Annotated in this window: 13 protein-coding genes; 9 read left to right on the top strand and 4 right to left on the bottom strand. The window is 44.4% G+C overall.

Going from position 1 to position 19,171, the window contains the following annotated elements; all coding sequences use genetic code 11:
- Positions 1-56: 56 nt before the first annotated feature.
- A complete protein-coding gene (locus ABF638_RS18945; RefSeq protein WP_435024559.1) occupies positions 57-452 on the top strand; it encodes a DUF6006 family protein in 396 nt (131 codons plus the stop codon).
- A 182-nt stretch (positions 453-634) separates the two neighbouring features.
- Here ABF638_RS18945 and ABF638_RS18940 read toward each other — a convergent pair whose 3' ends face one another.
- Entirely contained in the window at positions 635-1,312 is a 678-nt protein-coding gene (locus ABF638_RS18940; RefSeq protein WP_435024558.1) for a polysaccharide deacetylase family protein, read from the bottom strand.
- Positions 1,313-1,419: 107 nt separating this feature from the next.
- Here ABF638_RS18940 and ABF638_RS18935 point away from each other — a divergent pair, with 107 nt between their 5' ends.
- The 4 genes from ABF638_RS18935 (at position 1,420) to ABF638_RS18920 (ending at position 8,095) form a co-directional block, all read left to right on the top strand.
- Positions 1,420-2,319: an RnfABCDGE type electron transport complex subunit D gene (locus ABF638_RS18935; protein WP_435024557.1), complete on the top strand. Its 900-nt coding sequence runs from the start codon at positions 1,420-1,422 to the stop codon at positions 2,317-2,319.
- A gap of 63 nt (positions 2,320-2,382) precedes the next feature.
- Positions 2,383-3,759 (top strand): DUF2330 domain-containing protein, encoded by a 1,377-nt coding sequence (locus tag ABF638_RS18930; RefSeq protein ID WP_435024556.1) that lies wholly within the window; start codon positions 2,383-2,385, stop codon positions 3,757-3,759.
- Between the two features lie 589 nt (positions 3,760-4,348).
- Positions 4,349-4,999: a sigma-70 family RNA polymerase sigma factor gene (locus ABF638_RS18925; protein ID WP_435024555.1), complete on the top strand. Its 651-nt coding sequence runs from the start codon at positions 4,349-4,351 to the stop codon at positions 4,997-4,999.
- A gap of 309 nt (positions 5,000-5,308) precedes the next feature.
- Positions 5,309-8,095, top strand: coding sequence for a CHAT domain-containing protein (locus ABF638_RS18920; RefSeq protein WP_435024554.1), 2,787 nt, complete (start codon positions 5,309-5,311; stop codon positions 8,093-8,095).
- A 127-nt stretch (positions 8,096-8,222) separates the two neighbouring features.
- On the opposite strand, the gene ABF638_RS18915 is transcribed toward ABF638_RS18920, so the two are convergent.
- Entirely contained in the window at positions 8,223-8,627 is a 405-nt protein-coding gene (locus ABF638_RS18915; RefSeq protein WP_435024553.1) for a four helix bundle protein, read from the bottom strand.
- Between the two features lie 207 nt (positions 8,628-8,834).
- Here ABF638_RS18915 and ABF638_RS18910 point away from each other — a divergent pair, with 207 nt between their 5' ends.
- The 3 genes from ABF638_RS18910 (at position 8,835) to ABF638_RS18900 (ending at position 13,200) form a co-directional block, all read left to right on the top strand.
- Positions 8,835-9,803 carry a DUF1822 family protein gene (locus tag ABF638_RS18910; protein ID WP_435024552.1) on the top strand — a complete coding sequence of 323 codons (969 nt, stop codon included), beginning with the start codon at positions 8,835-8,837 and terminating at the stop codon, positions 9,801-9,803.
- Between the two features lie 182 nt (positions 9,804-9,985).
- Positions 9,986-12,319, top strand: coding sequence for a CHASE2 domain-containing protein (locus ABF638_RS18905; RefSeq protein ID WP_435024551.1), 2,334 nt, complete (start codon positions 9,986-9,988; stop codon positions 12,317-12,319).
- Positions 12,320-12,396: 77 nt separating this feature from the next.
- Complete coding sequence (locus ABF638_RS18900; protein WP_435024550.1) at positions 12,397-13,200, top strand: DUF928 domain-containing protein; 804 nt, start codon at positions 12,397-12,399, stop codon at positions 13,198-13,200.
- 253 nt (positions 13,201-13,453) lie between these two features.
- Here ABF638_RS18900 and ABF638_RS18895 read toward each other — a convergent pair whose 3' ends face one another.
- Entirely contained in the window at positions 13,454-15,562 is a 2,109-nt protein-coding gene (locus ABF638_RS18895; protein WP_435024549.1) for a M3 family metallopeptidase, read from the bottom strand.
- A gap of 631 nt (positions 15,563-16,193) precedes the next feature.
- Here ABF638_RS18895 and ABF638_RS18890 point away from each other — a divergent pair.
- Complete coding sequence (locus tag ABF638_RS18890) at positions 16,194-17,150, top strand: hypothetical protein (RefSeq protein ID WP_435024548.1); 957 nt, start codon at positions 16,194-16,196, stop codon at positions 17,148-17,150.
- Positions 17,151-17,337: 187 nt separating this feature from the next.
- On the opposite strand, the gene ABF638_RS18885 is transcribed toward ABF638_RS18890, so the two are convergent.
- Positions 17,338-19,158 carry an ABC transporter ATP-binding protein gene (locus ABF638_RS18885; RefSeq protein WP_435024547.1) on the bottom strand — a complete coding sequence of 607 codons (1,821 nt, stop codon included), beginning with the start codon at positions 19,156-19,158 and terminating at the stop codon, positions 17,338-17,340.
- Positions 19,159-19,171 lie beyond the last annotated feature (13 nt).

The following is a 19,171-nucleotide window of genomic DNA, read 5'->3' as shown; positions in this document are numbered from 1 at the left end:
GGCTTATCCCAAGCATTACCTACTCAAGTTTACCTAATTGATGACACGCCCTAGCGATTGTTCCTGCAAGTTTGGTATTGGTATCTAGCCATGCTAAAGCCAGTCAGGTTGCTGGTGAGTGGTTCTTTGGTCTTTGGGATTGTAATATTGACGGTAGATCAGCTCAAATGCAGTGGAAAGTAGTCGATGACCCACAAACTAGTTGTAGTGGTGATGTTTGTTCTACTACTTCTGGTGTCCGTCTCGTCGGGCGGTTTAGTGATAATGGTAGTGCCTGGGTTCCTCTAGGAAAACGTTTTTCCAGCACCCAAAGACAGGATTTAGGTATTCGTTATTTAGGTGCAGAACAAGATAACTGGTATCTCAAATACGATAGTCGTACTAAAATCGCGGATGGCTGGACGACATGGCGGGGTAAGCGCTACCCACTGCAATGTCGTAATCGCAGATAAACATTTGCCAAATTATGAGTACTAAACACGCCAGCACCACATTTTTATTAACTTGATTAGGCTATAGCGTTTCCTAGTCTGCTGAGGTACAAATCTCTGCGTACCTCTGCGCTTTACTTTGCGTCCCTTTGCGTTTAAAAATATTATCTGTACCTCACTTAACTGGTAATCGCTATAGTACTTTAGTTAGCCTTAACTTGCTGCCATAGAGTATCAACAGTTACAAACTCATAACCTTGTTGTAGCAGTTGTGGAATGAGAATTTGAATTGTCGCAGCAACATCTTGTCCACCGCAAGCACCATCATGCAAGACAATCATTGAACCATTTTTCACCTGCTGCATAATTCGCTGTACTACGGTGCTGACACCTGGTCGTACCCAATCTTCTGGTACAACGCTCCACATCACTGAACGGTAATTCCACTCAAAGAATAATTTTAAAGTCGCAGGTGTAAATAAACCATTGGGGGGGCGGACATCCCGCACTTGTTCAGGTTGCAGGTTGCAGGCATTGTAGATGGCAGCTTGGGTTTTTTCTAAACTGTCCTTTAGGTCATTTGGGGAAAGCATGGGAAAAGAGCGATGATCATAGCCATGCAATCCGATCCAGTGTCCGCGATCGCTAACGGCTTTAGCAATACCTGGTGAACAGTTGACGCAAACACCCAACCAAAAAAAACTCGCTGTAATATTGTAACGATCTAACACTGCCAAGACTTCGGGTGTGTATTGCGGATGGGGCCCATCGTCGAACGTGAGTGCGATCGCTTTCGTATGAGGATTTCCACCCCAAAGGCAGTTGGGAAAACTCGGTTGGAGAATGCGGTAAAAAATTGGGAACAGGGGAGCTAGTTGCATTTTGCGTTTATCTATTTTGTAACAAAATCTGTAACAGCAATACTATTTGAGCTATTACTCGTCTAAATTGATGAGAAATCTAAGGGTAATCCCTGAATTAAGGGTTAATGTTGCTAAAAGATATACGAGATTATCAGATTCTATTTCTGGGCTTATTCCTAGTCTTGGGAATCGGTACACGAGATTGGACGCTCCGACCAGAATTCATTGGGGTAGCGATCGCAACTTGTCTTGCAACTCAATGGATATTGTCATTAGTCATTAGTCATTGGTCATTAGCGAAGAACATAGACGCCTCAGCGGCTACTCTTCCAGAACGCCAAGGGCGAACCCGCAGGGTAGGACAAAGCCTAAATATTCGCAGTGCCCTAATTACCTCTTTGGGACTGGGCCTGTTGTTGCGGGCTGATCACTGGACGACAATGGCAATCGCGGCAGCACTTGCGATCGCTAGCAAATTTATCTTCCAAGTCGGCGATAAGCATTTCTTTAATCCCGCCAATTTTGGCATCATATCTGCCTTGATTCTCACCCCTGATGCTTGGGTTTCGCCGGGACAATGGGGTGAAGAGTGGTGGTATGGACTATTATTTGTCGGCACTGGCGGCATGATTTTGCAGCGCGTTGGTCGCTGGGACACCACAGCAGCTTTTTTGGGTTCCTACTCTTTGCTGGAAGCCATTCGCAATCTCTGGCTGGGTTGGACTTGGGATGTTTACTGGCACCGATTGATGAGTGGGTCTTTGCTGCTGTTTGCTCTATTTATGATTACAGATCCGCGATCGATTCCCAATTCCCGAATTGGGCGTGTAGTTTGGGCAATCTGTATCGCCGGCTTAACTTTTATCCTGCGAAATTATTTCTTTATTTCCACAGCAGTTTTCTGGGCGCTGTTTGCCCTTGCACCATTGACCATTCTGCTAGATGTTCTCTGGTTAGCCCCAAGGTTTGCTTGGCAAGAGAAAGATGAGGAAGCAGGGGAAGAACTTCTAACTCAGCACTCCTAACTCTTGTACAGACGCGATTCATCGCGTCTCTAGTCTCTAGCACTAAAAAAGATAGAGGTATAAATGAAAATTTTTCGACTTTTAACACCATTATTGTTGGCAATTGTAGCTGTTTTGTGCTTTGCACCAGCAGCTTGGGCATTTTGTGGATTTTATGTAGCCAAAGCTGATACAAAACTGTATAACAAAGCTTCTCAGGTTGTGATCGCGCGAGATGGCGATCGCACTGTCCTAACAATGGCAAACGACTTTCAAGGCGAAGTCAAAGATTTTGCAATGGTAGTACCAGTACCAACGGTGCTGCAAAAAGAACAAGTTCGCGTCACAGAACCCAAGATTATCGAGCGCCTAGATGCTTTTAGTGCGCCGCGACTGGTTGAATATTTTGACCCAGATCCTTGTGCCCCAGTTTACGAAAGGGAGTTATCAGCAGCGCCAGCGCCAGCAGCAAGCAATCAGTCAGCGCGTAAAAGAAGCAGTGATGATAGTTTAGGTGTGACAGTCGAAGCACGTTTCAACGTCGGCGAATACGACATTGTGATTCTCAGCGCTAAAGAATCTGGCGGACTGGAAACTTGGCTCAAACGCAATGGCTACAAAATTCCCAGAGGTGCGAAACAGTTACTTCAGCCCTACATTCGCTCCTCAATGAAATTCTTTGTTGCCAAAGTCAACTTGGATAAATTCGAGCAATCTGGCTATCAGTTCCTCCGTCCGCTACAAATTTCTTACCAATCGCCTAAATTCATGCTGCCAATTCGTTTGGGCATGATCAATGCTACGACAGAGCAAGATTTAATTGTCTACATCCTCTCGCCCCAAGGACAGGCAGAAATCACCAACTACCGGACAGTAAAAATTCCCTCTGACGCAAACATTCCCATATTTGTCAAAGATGAATTTGGTGAATTTTACAAATCCATGTTTCAAACTATCTACACCAAAGAAGACAGGAAAGTTGGTTTTTTAGAATACGCTTGGGATATGGGTAGTTGCGATCCCTGTTCTGCTGAACCCCTGACCCCAGAAGAACTCAAGCAAGCGGGTGTATTTTGGCTAGATGATAATTCTGCAAGTAATGTGCCAGTATCCCCTAACTTTCGTCGTCCCTTTCCTAGAAGCAACGTCTTCATATCTCGCTTGCATGTCCGCTATACCCGTGACAAATTCCCTGAAGACTTGATATTTCAACAAACTGCCAACAGTGAATCTTTCCAAGGGCGTTATGTTTTGCAACATCCGTTCCAAGGGGAACTTAAATGTCAGGCGGGTAGAGAATATAAGCAGTCTTTACCCAAGCGTTTTGAACAAGAGGCACAAACTCTAGCTAAACTAACCAACTGGAAAATCCAAGATATTCGCAACAAAATGAAGTTGAGTGTAGGTAATCTGAGATATTCTTGGTGGGAAAATTTCTTGTCCTGGCTGGGATTGTATTGAGGGGATTGGGGATTGGGGATTGGGGACTGGGGAGAATGGCACTAAGTTAAGCTGAAAGGTAAGCGGCGTAGGGATTGCAGAGGGGCAGGGGAGCAGGGGGCAGAGGGGAATTTCTAAATATCTGAACGCAATGCCTACAATTTCTTGCCTCAATTCAAGCTACTGGAGGCGGAGCCTAGGCTGTTGACTCTGTACCTTTTAGCCCACAAGACTTCATGCAGAAATTGTGTTTTTTATTTTGGCGTAAAGATGGCTGTTGCGGGCGCTTTCACACAAGCAAAAACCAGCACAAATAATTTTTCGGTAATTCCCCAAAAAATAGCCAAAATCAACAGCCTAGGCGGAGCCTCCCAGAATGGATTCCCAGCCTGGAGGCTGGGAACCAGTCAACCAGTCAGAACAAGGGCTGTATCTTTTCTTAGTGCCATTCGAATTAGAGCCTCAGTCATCCACCTCAGATACTCAAATCTCCCAATGCCCAATGCCCAATGCCCCATGCCCAATCCCCAACATCTTGACGAAAGGTAATTTTTTAGGGCGTTGTTATACGCAATACTAAGATATTCTTGCTTTCTTCGCCAAGATTGTCATGGTTCAATTCGATGAACAGCTCCGCTGCTTAGTTACAGAAGCCTGTGGACACAAACCTGGAAGCCCTCAGCGTCAGAAGCTGCTCACGCAAATTATTCGCTTGACAGCAAATAGACTCTGGAGGGAAAGTACTCCCTACTATCAAGACGCACTACAACAAACTTGGTTGTATTTTTGTCGCAATGTTTGTGAAGGTTTGACAGGTCAGATATATGATCCCACTTATGGTACTGTCATCACCTGGCTGAATGCTTACCTAAAAAGGAGACTACAAGACTTTTACCTGAACCAGAACCGGGAACAAGCCACTACTGTCCCTCTGAGAATTCGTCAGTCTACATCGGGTGGAACAAGTGAAATCATTGACCCTGTAGATAATCTTCCAGCTAACCCCCAAGCACCTCCAATTCTAGAAGACTTGGAGATATGGGCAAAGACGGATTCTGATGGAGAATTGCGTGGTACTTACATTAAAGGGCGTCCAGATGTGAATTGTCAGGTGTTAATTCTCAAACGCTTACCCCCGGAAGTTAGCTGGAGAGAATTATCTGAGGAATTTGGAATGTCAATTCCAACATTAAGCAGTTTTTATCAGCGCCAATGTCTACCGCGTTTGCGTAAATTCGCAGAATTGGAGGGATTATTGTGAAGGAGGCAGGAGGCAGGGGGCAGGGATTCAGACCCCCGCACGCCAGTTCCTTTATGCAGGCGTTCCCGTCCACCGGACTGGCTCCCAATTGTAGGCGCCGTATATACGGCGGGGTTTTAGACCCAAGTTCTGTACGGTCAATTGCTCTCAGCGCTGGAGTCAGTATTCCCTCCTGCCCTCTGCCTCTCCTGATAAATAAGATTGTAGAAGCTCAGAGATAGGTGAGGGATGGGAATGGTAACATTACTCTGGTAGCTCAAGCACCTACAGTTCATACTGTGCCTTCCTGGTTATCACCTACCTCTTGTCATGCTTATGCCTAAAAAAACTAGGATTTTTGGCGCGAATTCTGTAAAAGTTAAAAGGCAAAAGGAGCCAGGGCGTCGCATATTTTCCCTCCGTTACATCTTCGGGGTTTGCCAGTCACTCATTTTAGAAACCAAAAAGACCCTCACAGGTGAGGCTAACTTTTTACGTTTACCTTTGTACTTCCTGATCGCTTTACTATGCATTGTCGGTTCACCTGTGCTGGCAAAAGTTCCTGGTTCAATCAATTCCTCATCCCAACCGCCAATAAACAGTCTGACATCGCTGGCTGTATCCGCTGACCCAGCCTCACTACTACAACAGGGCAAAGTTTTATACAGTGCTGGCAACTTTGCCAAAGCTGTAGAAGTGTTGCAACAGGCTGTCCAGGTATATCAGCAGCGAGGGGAGAACCTCGCACTGGCAGCGACATTGAGTAATCTGTCTCTGGCTTACCAGCAGCTCGGTGCATGGAGTCAAGCGCAGCAGGCAATTACAGAGAGCTTAAATTTGCTCAAAGGACAGGATAAAAACCAAAATCTGCAAATATTTGCCCAATCACTAGATATTCAAGGTCGTTTACAACTGTTAATGGGACAGGCTGAGGCGGCTTTAGCGACTTGGCAGCAGACGGAACAAATTTACAAACAAGCAGATAATAAAAGTGGCGTAGTGCGATCGCAAATCAATCAAGCACAAGCATGGCGCACCCAAGGATTTTACCCACGGGCTGTCAAAACACTCGATCAGGTAAGTAAAACCTTAAAATCTCAACCAGATTCTATAGAAAAGACAGTGGGTTTGCGATCGCTCGGTGATGCCCTTTTGGTATTGGGCGATTTTGAAAAATCACGTCAGACGCTAGAAGAAAGTCTGACAATTGCTCGAAATCTGCAATCGAATGCTGATATTGGGGCAAGTCTATTCAGCTTGGGGAATCATGCCCGTCAACAACAGAAAATTCAACAGGCGATCGCCTATTATGAACAAACAGTTGAAGCATCTCCCTCACCCCTGACAAAAGTCCAAGCGCAACTGAATCACCTGGGACTACTCATTGAAGATCAACAATGGGCAAAAGTTCAAACTCTCCTACCGTCAATTGAGTCCAAACTCGACCAACTCCCCCTCAGCCGCGCTAGTATTTACGCTCAGGTTAATTTTTCACAGAGTCTAGCAAAAGTCAAGAGTGGTGTATTACAAGCATCAAGTCATAGTTATTACTCAGGATTCAGCACAAAAGACTCAGCAGTATTACTCGCCAAAGCCATCCAGCAATCCCACAGTTTAGGAGACAAGCGGGCAGAAGCCTATGCCCTGAAGAGTTTAGGCGGCTTGTATGAAGAAACCAGACAGTGGTCAGAGGCGCAAAAGCTGACCCGGCAAGGATTAGCTTTAGCACAGAGCAGCAATGCACTAGAAATTACCTATAGCTTAGAGTGGCAGTTAGGTAGATTGCTCTGGGCACAAAAAGATATTAATGGTGCGATCGCGGCTTATGATTCTGCTGTGGATACTCTCCAGTCTCTCCGCAGAGATTTAGTAGTGAATAAAGATGTAGTAAACCAGGATGTGCAATTCAACTTCCGGGATAGCGTAGAACCCGTATACCGCCAGTCAGTAGAGTTACTGCTGAAATCTCAAGAAGGTAAATTATCAAATGAAAAAATATTGGAGAAAGCACGCGAGCGGATTGAAGCACTCCAACTAGCAGAATTAGACGACTTTTTCCGGGAAGCTTGTCTACAAGGCCAGAGAATAGCCCTAGATAAAGTGGTAGACCAAGATAATTCCACGGCTGCCATCCTTTATCCGATTATTCTTCCTGACGAACTCCAGGTAATTGTCAAAATTCCCAAACAACGCCTGCAAAGCTACACTACCAAGATTTCCCAAGCAGAAGTAGAAAAACTCTTAGTAGAACTGCGAAAAAATCTTGTCAATCCCACTGCTACCAAGAATGTCCAAAAGCAATCGCAAGAAGTTTACAACTGGCTACTCAAACCCATTGAGTCAGAATTACAAAAAAGTGGCGTCGATACTTTAGTATTCGTTTTGGATGGGCCATTACGCAACTTACCAATGGCAGCTCTCTACGATGGTAAACAATACTTGGTAGAGAAATATGCGATCGCTCTGAGCGTGGGTTTGCAACTCCTCGACCCGAAACCGCTGGTGCAACAGCAGCTCAGAGCGCTAACCGCCGGACTGACTCAGCCACCGCCAGGATTTCCCAAATTTGCACCATTACTTGCGATTAAATCGGAATTTGACGGCATTACCAAAGCTGGAGTTTCGACAACTAGCCTAGTGGATGGGGATTTTAAGAAAAAGAATTTAGAGAACGAAATTGGTGCAGCTTCATTCAACATAGTGCATTTAGCAACCCACGGTCAGTTTAGTTCTCGTCTTGAAGACACTTTTATTTTAGATTTTGATGGTCAGATCAATGTCAAAGATTTTGATACTCTCTTCCGCAGTCAGGGTAAAAGCATCGTAGAACTATTAGTTTTGAGTGCTTGTCAGACAGCATCAGGAGACAGCCGTGCGGCACTCGGTCTAGCAGGAGCAGCTGTACGAGCCGGGGCACGTAGTACCATAGCTTCCCTGTGGCAGATTGATGATGAATCAACAGCAATGTTTGTGAGTGCCTTCTATCGAGAACTCAAGAGTGGCAAAATCACTAAAGCCGAAGCAGTCCACCGTGCCCAGCTACAACTGCTGAAACATCCCAACTACAGAGCGCCAAGCTTTTGGTCTGCCTATGTATTGATTGGCAATTGGTTGTGATTTGAGCATTGGGCACTGGGGATTGGGGATTGGGGACTGGGGACTGGGGACTGGGGACTGGGGACTGGGGACTGGGGACTGGGGACTGGTTCATCTAGTTAAGAACCTCAAATCTCCCAATACCCAATCACCAATCATCTAATCGAGTGCCGTACTCTTCTTTACCTTGTTGCTGGGAACGAATGAAACGACAGTAACCATTAAGACCTTTTTCAATCTGGTCTTTAAGCTGACTAACCCAGTGTAATTGTTCTGTATTGCAGTACCCCAAGCTTTCAGCAATAACGAAGGCGCTTTTAGTCTCAGTTAATGAGCCACGAGCAATGTACATAAAACGCAATCTATCTAAATAATGATAACGTCCGTAGCCCTCAGCTATGTTCAGCAAAACACTACAAGCCGATCTTCGTAATTGATCGCTCAAATTGTAACGCTCAAAATTTGGCAACCTATCCGCTAGTCGATAAGCCGCTTTTAGCAGCTTGAGGCTATCTTGATAGAAGTCTAAAGACTCAAAACCCCTATCTCCCATATCATTTCAATATACAATCCCTCAATTTTATGGGATATTTTTACCTAATACCCAATCCCCAATACCCAATCCCCAATCCCCAATCCCCAATCCCCAATCCCCAATCTCTAATCCCAATTTTCTAATAATCATTCTCTGTTTTATGGCATAAATTTAGTGAATGCGGGTGATATCTACATAGCAGCATTGATCACTAGGGATTGACTTATGAATAACTCCACCTATCAGCTAGACGATTTCGCTTTAACATTACCCATTACCCAAACGGCTCGCATTACTGCCCAGCAATTTGCTAACCAGCAGCCAAATTCTCAAAAAGCAGAGCAAGTCCGGCTGAATACTCTGGCTGTATGGGTGGTGAATGACTACTTGCAGATGATGGATATTCCTACTAATCTTCAAGCTAGTGACAGCTGGAACCCCATCATGCGCCTTTGTGGAAATGTAGCTGATTTAGAGATTCCCTCAATTGGTCGTCTAGAGTGTCGCCCTGTCCATCTGCATCAACGGATATGTTCCATTCCTCCAGAAACTTGGGAAGAACGGGTGGGTTATTTAGTAGTTCAATTTGATGAATCGCTTGAAGAAGCGAAGCTGCTTGGTTTTATCCCTAGTGTGGCAACTGAAACACTGCCTTTAAGTCAACTGCAACCATTGGAAGCGTTTATTGACCACCTATGGCAACTGCGCCAATCCCCACTCACCTCGTTAGTGAATTTGAGTCAGTGGTTTGCTGGGATATTTGATACTGGCTGGCAGACGATTGAATCCCTGTGGAATGTGCCAGAACTCAGACCAAATTATGCCTTTCGCAGTACTGAAACTTTGGAACTAAATGCCCTCAACCGACCAGAATCTATTACTAAACGGGCAAAACTGATTGATTTGGGTATCCAAATTCTCAACCAACCAGTCATGTTGATTGTAGAAATCAGCCCTGAAAAGGATCAACAAACCAGTATTCATCTGCAATTACACGCCACTGGGAATCAAATCTACTTGCCACCTGGAGTTCATCTCACTGTACTAGATAGTTCAGGAGCAGTATTTCTAGATGCTCAATCTAGAAGATCAGACAATTATATTCAGTTACAGTTTCGTGGCGAACCCACAGAGCAATTTAGCGTTAAAGTAGCCTTGGATAATACCAGCATTACCGAACATTTCCGAATTTGAAATATGTAGCTATCTTCCCTCTTTGTCGGTATTTTATTAAGTGGTAATTGGTTAATTAAAAATTAAAGTTTAAAAATTCAAGCTGGCATTTAGGGATTTTAAAAAAGTCTGTAAACGCTTGTGGAGCTTGTTATGAGACATTAGAACAGGGGATGGTTTTGCACAGGGAGATAGTGACGGTCATGGGTAAGTTAGTGGTGATGAAATTCGGAGAGGGTAGTTTTGAGCAGGGGTTTGCTGTCACCCTTCAAATTGGTGAAGAACACGAGCGGGCTGCAACAGAAATCACGGGGAGGCTACCTTCATTCCCGGAAATGCCGCTCTACTATAGTCATTGGCAGTCTAGTTATCGGCAGATAGGCAATCGTTATCGCCTCCATGCTGACCAAATGCAGGTGACGAATGTATCGATGATTCAAGACTGCGAAAACACTTCCCATATTTTACGGGCACGCTTTAATATTTGGCTGCGAGCAGAGGAGTTTCGCCCTTTAAGGGAAAAGTGGTTAGAAAGATTGTCGTCCACGGATGAAGTGCGGGTAATTTTGCAAACAGAAAATAGCCAATTGCAGCTATTACCCTGGCATCTGTGGGACTTGTTAGAACGCTATCCCAAGGCTGAAATTGCCATTTCTTCACCATCCTACGATCGCATTCACAAGCCACGCAATTTAAACCAATTAGTTAACATTTTGGCAATTGTCGGCAATAGTCAGGGGATTGACACCCAAGCCGATCAAGCTTTACTGCAACAGTGTCCTAACGCAGAGGTTACTTTTCTGGTAGAACCACAGCGTAAAGAATTGACTGACCATCTCTGGGGAAAAAACTGGGATATTCTTTTCTTTGCTGGGCACAGTTCTAGTCACAGGAATGGAGAAAGCGGACGAATTTACCTGAATAAAACTGATAGTCTTACCATTGGCGAGTTAAAGTACGCTCTCAAAAAAGCTATTGAAAACGGCTTGCAATTAGCTATATTTAACTCCTGTGATGGATTGGGATTGGCGCGAGAATTGGCTGATTTGCAAATTCCTCAGATAATCGTCATGCGCGAACCCGTCCCAGACCAAGTTGCTAAGGAGTTTTTAAAGTATTTTCTCGAAGGCTTTTCCGGTGGGGAGTCTTTATATCAAGCGGTACGCCAAGCGCGGGAACGTCTGCAAGGACTTGAGGATCGATTTCCCTGTGCAACTTGGCTACCAGTGATTTGCCAAAATCCAGCGCAGATACCACCCACTTGGGATGAATTAAGGTCTACCAAAACTGAAGATATACCAAATTTAGCTTTGTCTACCAGACGCAGATTTCAGACAAGTTTGTTATCTAGCTTGGCGATTACAGCCTTGGTTTGTGGGGTGAGATTGCTGGGATTCCTGGAAAATCCAGAGATTCAAGCCTTTGACCTGATGATGCGATCGCGCCCTGCGGAAGGACTTGATCCGCGACTGCTAATAATCACAATTGACGATGATGATTTGGCGACTCAAAGACAAAATGGCGAGTATTTGATCGGAGCTTCCATTTCCGAAAAATCTCTCAATAAACTCCTAGCAAAACTGAATCAATACCAACCCCGTGCGATCGGCTTGGATATCTACCGTGATTTTCAGGCCAAAGACCCAGATTTAATTACTCGCCTCCAAAAAACTCCGAACTTGGTTGGCGTATGTAAGGGGAGTGATAGCACAGGAAATATTAAAGGTATTAAGCCGCCACCAGAGATCCCTCCAGGAAACTTGGGATTCAGTGACTTTATTCACGATCGCGATGGAGTGATCCGTCGGCATCTTCTGTTCATGAATCAGGAGGCGACATCGTTGTGTTCTGCTCCCTATTCCTTCAGTTTACAACTAGCATCCCTCTATCTGCGCCCTTCCGGTATTCAACCAAAGTTCACCCCTAAAGGGAATTTGCAGTTGGGTAAAACTATTTTTCCGAATCTAAAGTCTCGAACTGGTGGCTATCAAAATATAGATGCTAATGGCGGTCAAATCTTACTTAACTACCGTTCTCCAAAACAGATAGCCCAACACGTGAAGCTAACGCAATTTTTATCTAGTCCGGTTAACCCCAGCGCGATCAAAGACCGGATTGTTCTGATTGGTGTCGTGGCAAAGGGTGATTCTCCAGATACCTGGCCCACACCCTATGGCGCTCCCTTAGATGAGCAAATGCCAGGAGTGTTGGTACAGGCTCACATGATCAGTCAGATTCTCAGTGCAGTCCAGGATGGGCGGCCGTTGGTGCGGGCTTGGTCACTGTGGATTGAGATAGTCTGGATTTTGGGCTGGTCTGTGGTGGGGGGAGTCCTGGCTTGGCACAAGCTTTCGTTACCCTGGTTGGTCTTGGCAGTCAGTGTTACCTCTAGCGTTTTGTATGTAGTTTGCTTTGGTCTGTTAATTTCGGGTGCTTGGGTACCGTTTGTACCGTCGGCTTTATCACTGGTCACGATGGTGGGCTTGATGTCAATTTATCATTCAAAAACAGAAGTGCGGGTGGGGAGTGGGGAATAGGGAATGGGGGAGAATAACTAAATGCCCAATTTAAAATCTAAAATCTAAAATCTAAAATCGTATGAGGTCAGGTTTTTATGAATTCAAATTCACAACCTATAAAACTGTTTTTATTAGTCGCTTTTAGCTGTACAAGCTTACTAGTTAACTTGACTCCAGTACAGGGGAAACCAACCCCTAATCGCTCTGATGCTAAAACGACCATTGCTCAAGCCACAACCTATAACCAACCTCCGATTCCACCTGGCCCCCCTCCTGGAGGTCGCGTTCGTGGTGGAGCGAAGCGCGGGGAAGTGGCTGCATGTCCAGTTACTAAACCTGACCTGACTGCTTTAGTGCCCTTTACCGAGGAAGATAACTCAGTGATCAATGTCTGGGCACAGACAACGGTAGAACGCCCAAGTTGGTTTTTCTATGTGCCATATACCAAAGATTCGCTATATACAGCTGAATTTGTGCTGCAAGATCAGGACTCTAACGAGATTTACCAAAAGGCGATCGCTCTACCGGATAAAGCAGGAGTCATCCGCATTTCTCTACCTACCACTGCTCCTGCTTTAGCAGTAGACAAACAATACCGCTGGTTTTTTACTATTAGCTGTGACAAAGAAAAGAATTCGCCCCCAACTTTTGTTGAAGGGGTAATCCAACGAGTTGAACTGAATCCAGCCATAGTCCAGGAGCTACAAACCACAGAACCTCTAAAGCGCTATGCTGTCTATGCCCAAAAGGGGATATGGTACGAGGCACTGACGACACTAGCTGAACTACGACAAAACAATCCTCAAGATGCAGCACTGCAAGCACAGTGGTGGAATTTGCTAGGCGGCATCCGCTTAGATGATGTTGCAGGAGAAACCATTTTCCCGGAAACACCTTAGACTGAACAAAATAGTAAAAGGGACTGGGGATTAGGGATTGGGGACTGGGTGTAAAATCGAAAAAATATGGTGTTTGCTCATTACTCACCACCAAATTGTCAAAAACAATTCCTGGTACTCAGTACCGGAGCGGCGTTCCTCCCCCACCATACATAAAAGTTGGTGAGGGAGGAACGCGGCGACCAGTTAAAGATTATTTGCAAAAATTTTGTTGTAGAGACATTGCATTGCAACCTCTCTACAGAAGTTTGGTTTAGTTTACAGCAGCACTCACTAAACCATTGTGTTTGAGCAATGCGATCGTACTCGGTTCACGACCCCGGAAAGTTTTAAACACCTCCATTGGATGTTTGCCACCACCGAGTGCCAGCACCGTATCCCGATAACGCCCACCTGTAGCTTTTATCGCTTCTTCATTTTCTAGCCCAGCTTCTTCAAAAGCGGCAAAAGCGTCAGCGCTCAGTACCTCAGCCCACTTGTAACTGTAGTAACCTGCTGCATAGCCACCCTCAAAAATGTGCCCAAAAGCACATAGCATTGAATCTTCTGGAAGTGGTGGTAAAACAGTAGTAGTTTTCGCTATGCGATGACGCACATCTGCTGGAGTTTCATTGCTACCGGAACGATAGCGGTAGTGTAGTTCTAAATCAATACCGCTAAAGTGAATCTGCCGCAACATAGCAGTACCACTCATATAATTACGCGCCGCAAGCAGCTTTTGATAATAATGCTCCGGTAAAGCTTCCCCAGTTTCGTAATGTTTAGCCATACCAAACAAAGTGGGTCGCTCATAGCACCAGTTTTCCATAAACTGACTGGGTAGTTCTACTGCATCCCACTCGACATTATTGATTCCTGCGGCTCCAGCATAGTCAACCTTGGTGAGCATGTGGTGCAATCCATGACCAAACTCGTGGAACAAAGTTTCTACTTCATAGAAAGTCATCAAACTTGGCTTGCCATCTACTGGCGGAGTTTGATTACATATCAAATAAGTCACAGGTAAGCGGATGCCAGTTTCACCATTCTCAGTGATTTTGGCCCGATTGATGCACACATCCATCCAAGCACCACCGCGTTTTTCTGCTGGACGGCTATAGGGGTCTAAATAAAAGTAGGCTATGGGAGAACCAGTTTCATCAGCAATTTGGAAATAACGAACATCTTCATGCCACACTGGGGCTTTGCCATCCGCAGGGGTGACAGTGACGCCAAACAGCCGCTTCACAAGTCCAAACAAGCCATCTAACACTTGGGGAAGGGGAAAGTAGGGACGTAATTCTTCAGCGGTAAAGACAAATTTTGCTTCTCGTTGGCGTTCTGCCCAAAAGCTGATATCCCAATGTTTTAAATCCTGATATTCTGCTCCATAAGATGCGGCGAAAGCCTGGAGTTCTTTTAAGTCTTTGACAGCAGCATCATAACTCGCCTGACGTAGTTCTTCTAATAGTGCTTCTACTGCCTCAACATTAGGAGCCATTTTACTTGCAAGACTCAACTCGGCATAACTCTTAAAGCCCAGTAAATCTGCGAGTTCTTGCCGTAACTCCAAAATACGCACAATTAACGGGTTGTTATCTAAATCGCCACTAGAAGCGCGAGTGATATGAGCTTTGTAAAGCTTTTCACGCAAATCTCCACGGGTGCTGTGCTGCATGAAAGGGCCGTAGCTGGGGTAGTCTAAAGTAATCCGCCAGGGGCCATTTTCTGGTGTGGCCTTTTCTTCTCCAGCCGCACGAGCCGCTTGGGCAGCTAAACTCACCAAACTTGGTGGTAAACCGTCAATTTCCGCTTTTGTTGTCAGGGTTAAGCTAAAGGCTTTAGTGGCATCAAGTACATGGTTAGAGAATTTGGTCGAAAGTTCTGCCAACTCCATCTGGATGGCGTTAAAACGCTCTCTTGCTTCTCCTTTTAAGCCAACACCAGAAAGTTCTGCATCTCGAATGGCGGCTTCTACAATGCGCTGTTGCGCTAATTCTAAAGTTACCCAACTATCACTGCTACGGAGTGCCTTAAAAGCATTATAGATAGGTTGGCTTTGACCGAGCTTGTTGATAAATTGTACTACTAGTGGCTGTACGATTTCATGAGCTTCGCGCAGTTCCGGGCTATTTTTAACACCCATTAAATGATTTACCGCCCCCCAACTCCAGGTAAGCCGTTCTGTCAGCTTTTCTAAGGGTTCTACTAAACCACTCCAAGTAGGCTGTATATTAGTCTCTAAGGTGGCAAGTTGCTGGTCAAGTTCTGCTAGCAACTGATTGAAGGCTGGTACTACTCGTTCTGGTTTAATATCTGCAAAGGGAGGTAAACCAGTGCCTTGGAGTAAGGGATTTTCGGAAATAATGGTACTTGCACTCATGATTTTGTGTGAACTGCGAACGAATAAAAATCAACAATGATTTTTATTTATATATCTTCTAATGTAGCGATCGCAGTGCTATTTAGTATTGCCATTCTGACAAAAATGTAAAAAAAGCGAGAATTCCTCACAAAAGTATCCCGATACAGCTGTTTTGTTTAGTATCTGAACAATAAATTGGGGACTGGGGATTGGGGACTGGGGACACGGAAAGAGTTTTCTTCTCGTGCGAGCGCTCTTGCAACAAAACTTGGGTAGTGGTCTGAATCCCGAATCCCCGAACAATTGTCCCAGTCCCTAGTCCCTAATCCCCAATACCTTTTTCAACCTGACTAAAGGCGATGCCTATGGCGGGGTACGCCTACGCAAAAAAACATCATAATGTACTATGTCAAATAAGTAACCCATCTGCCAACATTGGCGTTACCCTGAAAACATAGTTTCAGCCCAAAAATTCCACGCTTTCAAGGCGTGAGATTGTCCAATTAACTGAGCGCGATCGAGCTTATTTGCCGAATCAAGAAGTAAAGCTCTATATTGCTCTATATTTATGATATTATTTGGCAACTCATCTTTTTACTCGTAAAATCGAAGACAAGATCAAGGTCAGTAAAAAAGAGTCCCTAAATTAATGAGTACGTTAATCAGTCAGGGTGGAAGAACTATCACGAAATTTCAGGTGGTAGACCGGATAAACGATATCGCTTGGCAAGCCCACCAAGGGAGCGTTGCGGCGATTATTCAGCTATTAAACGAAAAGCTAGCCAAGTCTGGTGTCAGAACTAGAGCCATGTTTTCTGATGGTGTCTTACAACTTCTGTGCGAGGCCGCTAGGGTAGAGCAACTTGAGCAATCTCCCCTCGTAGAACAAATCCAGCAAATTCTTGAGTCCATCGCCCCGCGTCACATTCGCCGAGTCAATATCAACAGCCGAATTGTTCGGGAACAACAATTACTGTGGTTAAAGGAAATAGATAGCGATCGCGAAAACCAATTGCTTTGGTCGCAGGAAATTACATTAATTCAGCCCAATATTGTAAAACAACTAATTAAAGATTTCACAGAAGCTCAAGCTGAACTAGGAAAACCAAATTTTCCAAAAACTCCAATCTCTCGTCCTTTAGTACTCATTAACAAAGAAAAATACAAAAATAAACCTCAAACAAAGCTATTAGTAGCAGCTGGTTTATGCTCACTGTTGTTGCTTAGTTGGATTGTTTATGCTCAGTTAGGTGATAAGCTGAAAAACTTAATCCAACTAGAAACTTCCAAATCTTTAACAACAGAAGATACTAACGAGAACAAAGCCCAAACACTATCTCCTGCTCCTAACAATAGCCTTTCTGAGCAATCTGACGATCCATTTCCAATATCTGTGCGAATTGCCAACCAAGCTTCTGCATCTGGTAAAACAGCCACAACCTCAACTCAGTGGTTAGAGATAGCTGCTAAGTGGCAACGAGCTTCAGATTTAATGGGCACTGTACCACAAAACCACAGCCGTTATCAGGAAGCCAAGATTCGTACTCAACTATATAAGAAATATAGTGAGGCGGCGCAGAAAGAAGCCGATAAGAGTAAATCTTAGTAGAGCATTTCGTTAATTCGTAGCAAATTCTCTTTGGAAAAGCTCTGCCTCCCTCTGCGTTTAAAAACCCTACGATTTACCTTGTTCCCAGTTACCTCCTTTACATAGTTTTCACCTGAAGTTGACAGCAATGAATATTGTTGTGCTCCCTACCCCTGTACCTGATTAAAATAAGAATCGCTGTTACCTAATTCAGGAGTTCTCCTGTTTCTTGCAGGGAGTGCAAGCGGCGATAAATGCCTTCTTGACTTAAGAGTTCATCGTGGCTACCTACTTCTACAATCTTTCCTTGCTCCAGAACTACAATTTTATCGGCTTCCCGCACTGTGCTTAAACGGTGGGCAATAACAATAGTGGTGCAAGTACCCTGAATCGATCGCATCGCTAGCTGAATTGAACGCTCAGATTCATAATCTAAACTAGAGGTGGCTTCGTCAAAAATCAGCACGTCTGGTTCCACTAACAACGCCCTCGCAATTCCCAAACGCTGTCTTTGTCCTCCAGATAACCTGACACCTCGTTCCCCCACAACGGTGTAATAACCTTGGGGTAAGTGCTGCACTACTTCATCAACTCTGGCAATCCTACAGGCTTCCTGAACCTGCTCCAAAGTGGCATTCGTTCTACCATAAGTCAGGTTATCCAATATAGTACCGTTGAAAATGTCTACTTCTTGGTGAACGATCGCTAATCTCCGTCTATACTTACCTACATTCAAAGTGCGAATATCTTGACCATCAATCAGAATTTGACCTTCTTTCGGTTCAAAATATCGCAACAGCAATTTCACCAAAGTAGATTTACCAGAACCGGAACGCCCCACTAATGCCACTGTTTGGTATGGCTCAATCAATAAGTTGATATCTTGCAAAACTGTACGGTTGGCATCATATCCAAAACTGACGTGCGATAACTCAACTTTTCCTGTAAATTTATAAGGTGATTCTGTTTGGTTGCTCTCTTCTAAAAGACTAGCTGAATCAGATGCAGTTGGTTCTTGGAGAAATTCGTGAAACCGCAGCATAGAAGAATAACGACGGGCAAAAACTTCTCCCAAAGTGCTAATAGGTTCTAATTCGGAATATGCCATGCTAGAAAGAGTTAAGGTCATGACAAAGTGACCGAGAGAAATTCTACCGTCTGCTGTTGCTGCTAGAGTCAAACCCAAGATAGTAAATACGCAGAACTGAATTACAGTCCTTTGCCAAGTAGCCAGTTTCGTATAACCTTTGTGGACACGATACTCAACCACCATTAGTTCACGATCCAAACGTTGCTTTTGCCGCTTCAATTCCTTAGCTTCTGTAGCAAATGCTTTCACCGTTTTGATGTTGGTAATCAGTTCCGAATTGCGACTTTCCGTATCTTCTGCATATTTATCCAGAATAGTTTCGTGCCAAATCAGCTGCTTTAAATCCTTTAAGCTAAAGCTAAGAATGACTATAAAGGAAATCAGATACAAAATTGCAATTCGCCACTCAATCACCAAGATAAAAACAAAAATTCCCAGCAAACGAACTAGTTTAGGAATCAATTGCCCGGCAACTTCGGGGTAAGTAAAAGTGTGGTTAGAAATACCTCTAGCTATTCTTCCAGCAATGCGTCCAGGATTATTTTCATCATAAAATTCCAGTGGGAGAGTCAGAATTTTTTCTATGGCTGTTTGAGCTTTTTGCCGACGCAACCTTAAGGCGATATCCCAATGAAACCAATGGGTTAACCAAGGTTGTGTTGGCGCTCTCACTACGGTGACAACGAAAACTAAACCCAGTAATAAACTCAAAGATAGAGTTTTAGTAACTGGATAATTGGTAATTTCCGAAAAAGTTGCGATCGCACTTTGAAGTGGTTTATCCAAAGGCTGATCAGACAAAACGTTTAAAATCTGCCCGATCGCATAAGGAACAACCAAATCAATAATTTCGTAAACGCTGGATGCCGCGATACTAAAGAGACTCAGCTTCCAATCAGAGCGAAAATAATTGACAATATCTTGAAATTTGGCCATGATGCACACCGTC

Origin of the sequence: Nostoc sp. CALU 1950 (assembly GCF_051172895.1) — a bacterium.
GTDB lineage: Bacteria > Cyanobacteriota > Cyanobacteriia > Cyanobacteriales > Nostocaceae > Nostoc > Nostoc edaphicum_A.
The sequence above is the reverse complement of the archived record's forward strand: the minus strand, read 5'-3'. Positions and strand labels throughout refer to the sequence as shown.

Coding starts and splice junctions, on each gene's coding strand:
- ABF638_RS18940 (WP_435024558.1), bottom strand. CDS start 1,312: ATGCAACTAGCTCCCCTGTTCCCAATTTTTTACCGCATTCTCCAACCG.
- ABF638_RS18935 (WP_435024557.1), top strand. CDS start 1,420: ATGTTGCTAAAAGATATACGAGATTATCAGATTCTATTTCTGGGCTTA.
- ABF638_RS18930 (WP_435024556.1), top strand. CDS start 2,383: ATGAAAATTTTTCGACTTTTAACACCATTATTGTTGGCAATTGTAGCT.
- ABF638_RS18925 (WP_435024555.1), top strand. CDS start 4,349: ATGGTTCAATTCGATGAACAGCTCCGCTGCTTAGTTACAGAAGCCTGT.
- ABF638_RS18920 (WP_435024554.1), top strand. CDS start 5,309: ATGCTTATGCCTAAAAAAACTAGGATTTTTGGCGCGAATTCTGTAAAA.
- ABF638_RS18915 (WP_435024553.1), bottom strand. CDS start 8,627: ATGGGAGATAGGGGTTTTGAGTCTTTAGACTTCTATCAAGATAGCCTC.
- ABF638_RS18910 (WP_435024552.1), top strand. CDS start 8,835: ATGAATAACTCCACCTATCAGCTAGACGATTTCGCTTTAACATTACCC.
- ABF638_RS18905 (WP_435024551.1), top strand. CDS start 9,986: ATGGGTAAGTTAGTGGTGATGAAATTCGGAGAGGGTAGTTTTGAGCAG.
- ABF638_RS18900 (WP_435024550.1), top strand. CDS start 12,397: ATGAATTCAAATTCACAACCTATAAAACTGTTTTTATTAGTCGCTTTT.
- ABF638_RS18895 (WP_435024549.1), bottom strand. CDS start 15,562: ATGAGTGCAAGTACCATTATTTCCGAAAATCCCTTACTCCAAGGCACT.
- ABF638_RS18890 (WP_435024548.1), top strand. CDS start 16,194: ATGAGTACGTTAATCAGTCAGGGTGGAAGAACTATCACGAAATTTCAG.
- ABF638_RS18885 (WP_435024547.1), bottom strand. CDS start 19,158: ATGGCCAAATTTCAAGATATTGTCAATTATTTTCGCTCTGATTGGAAG.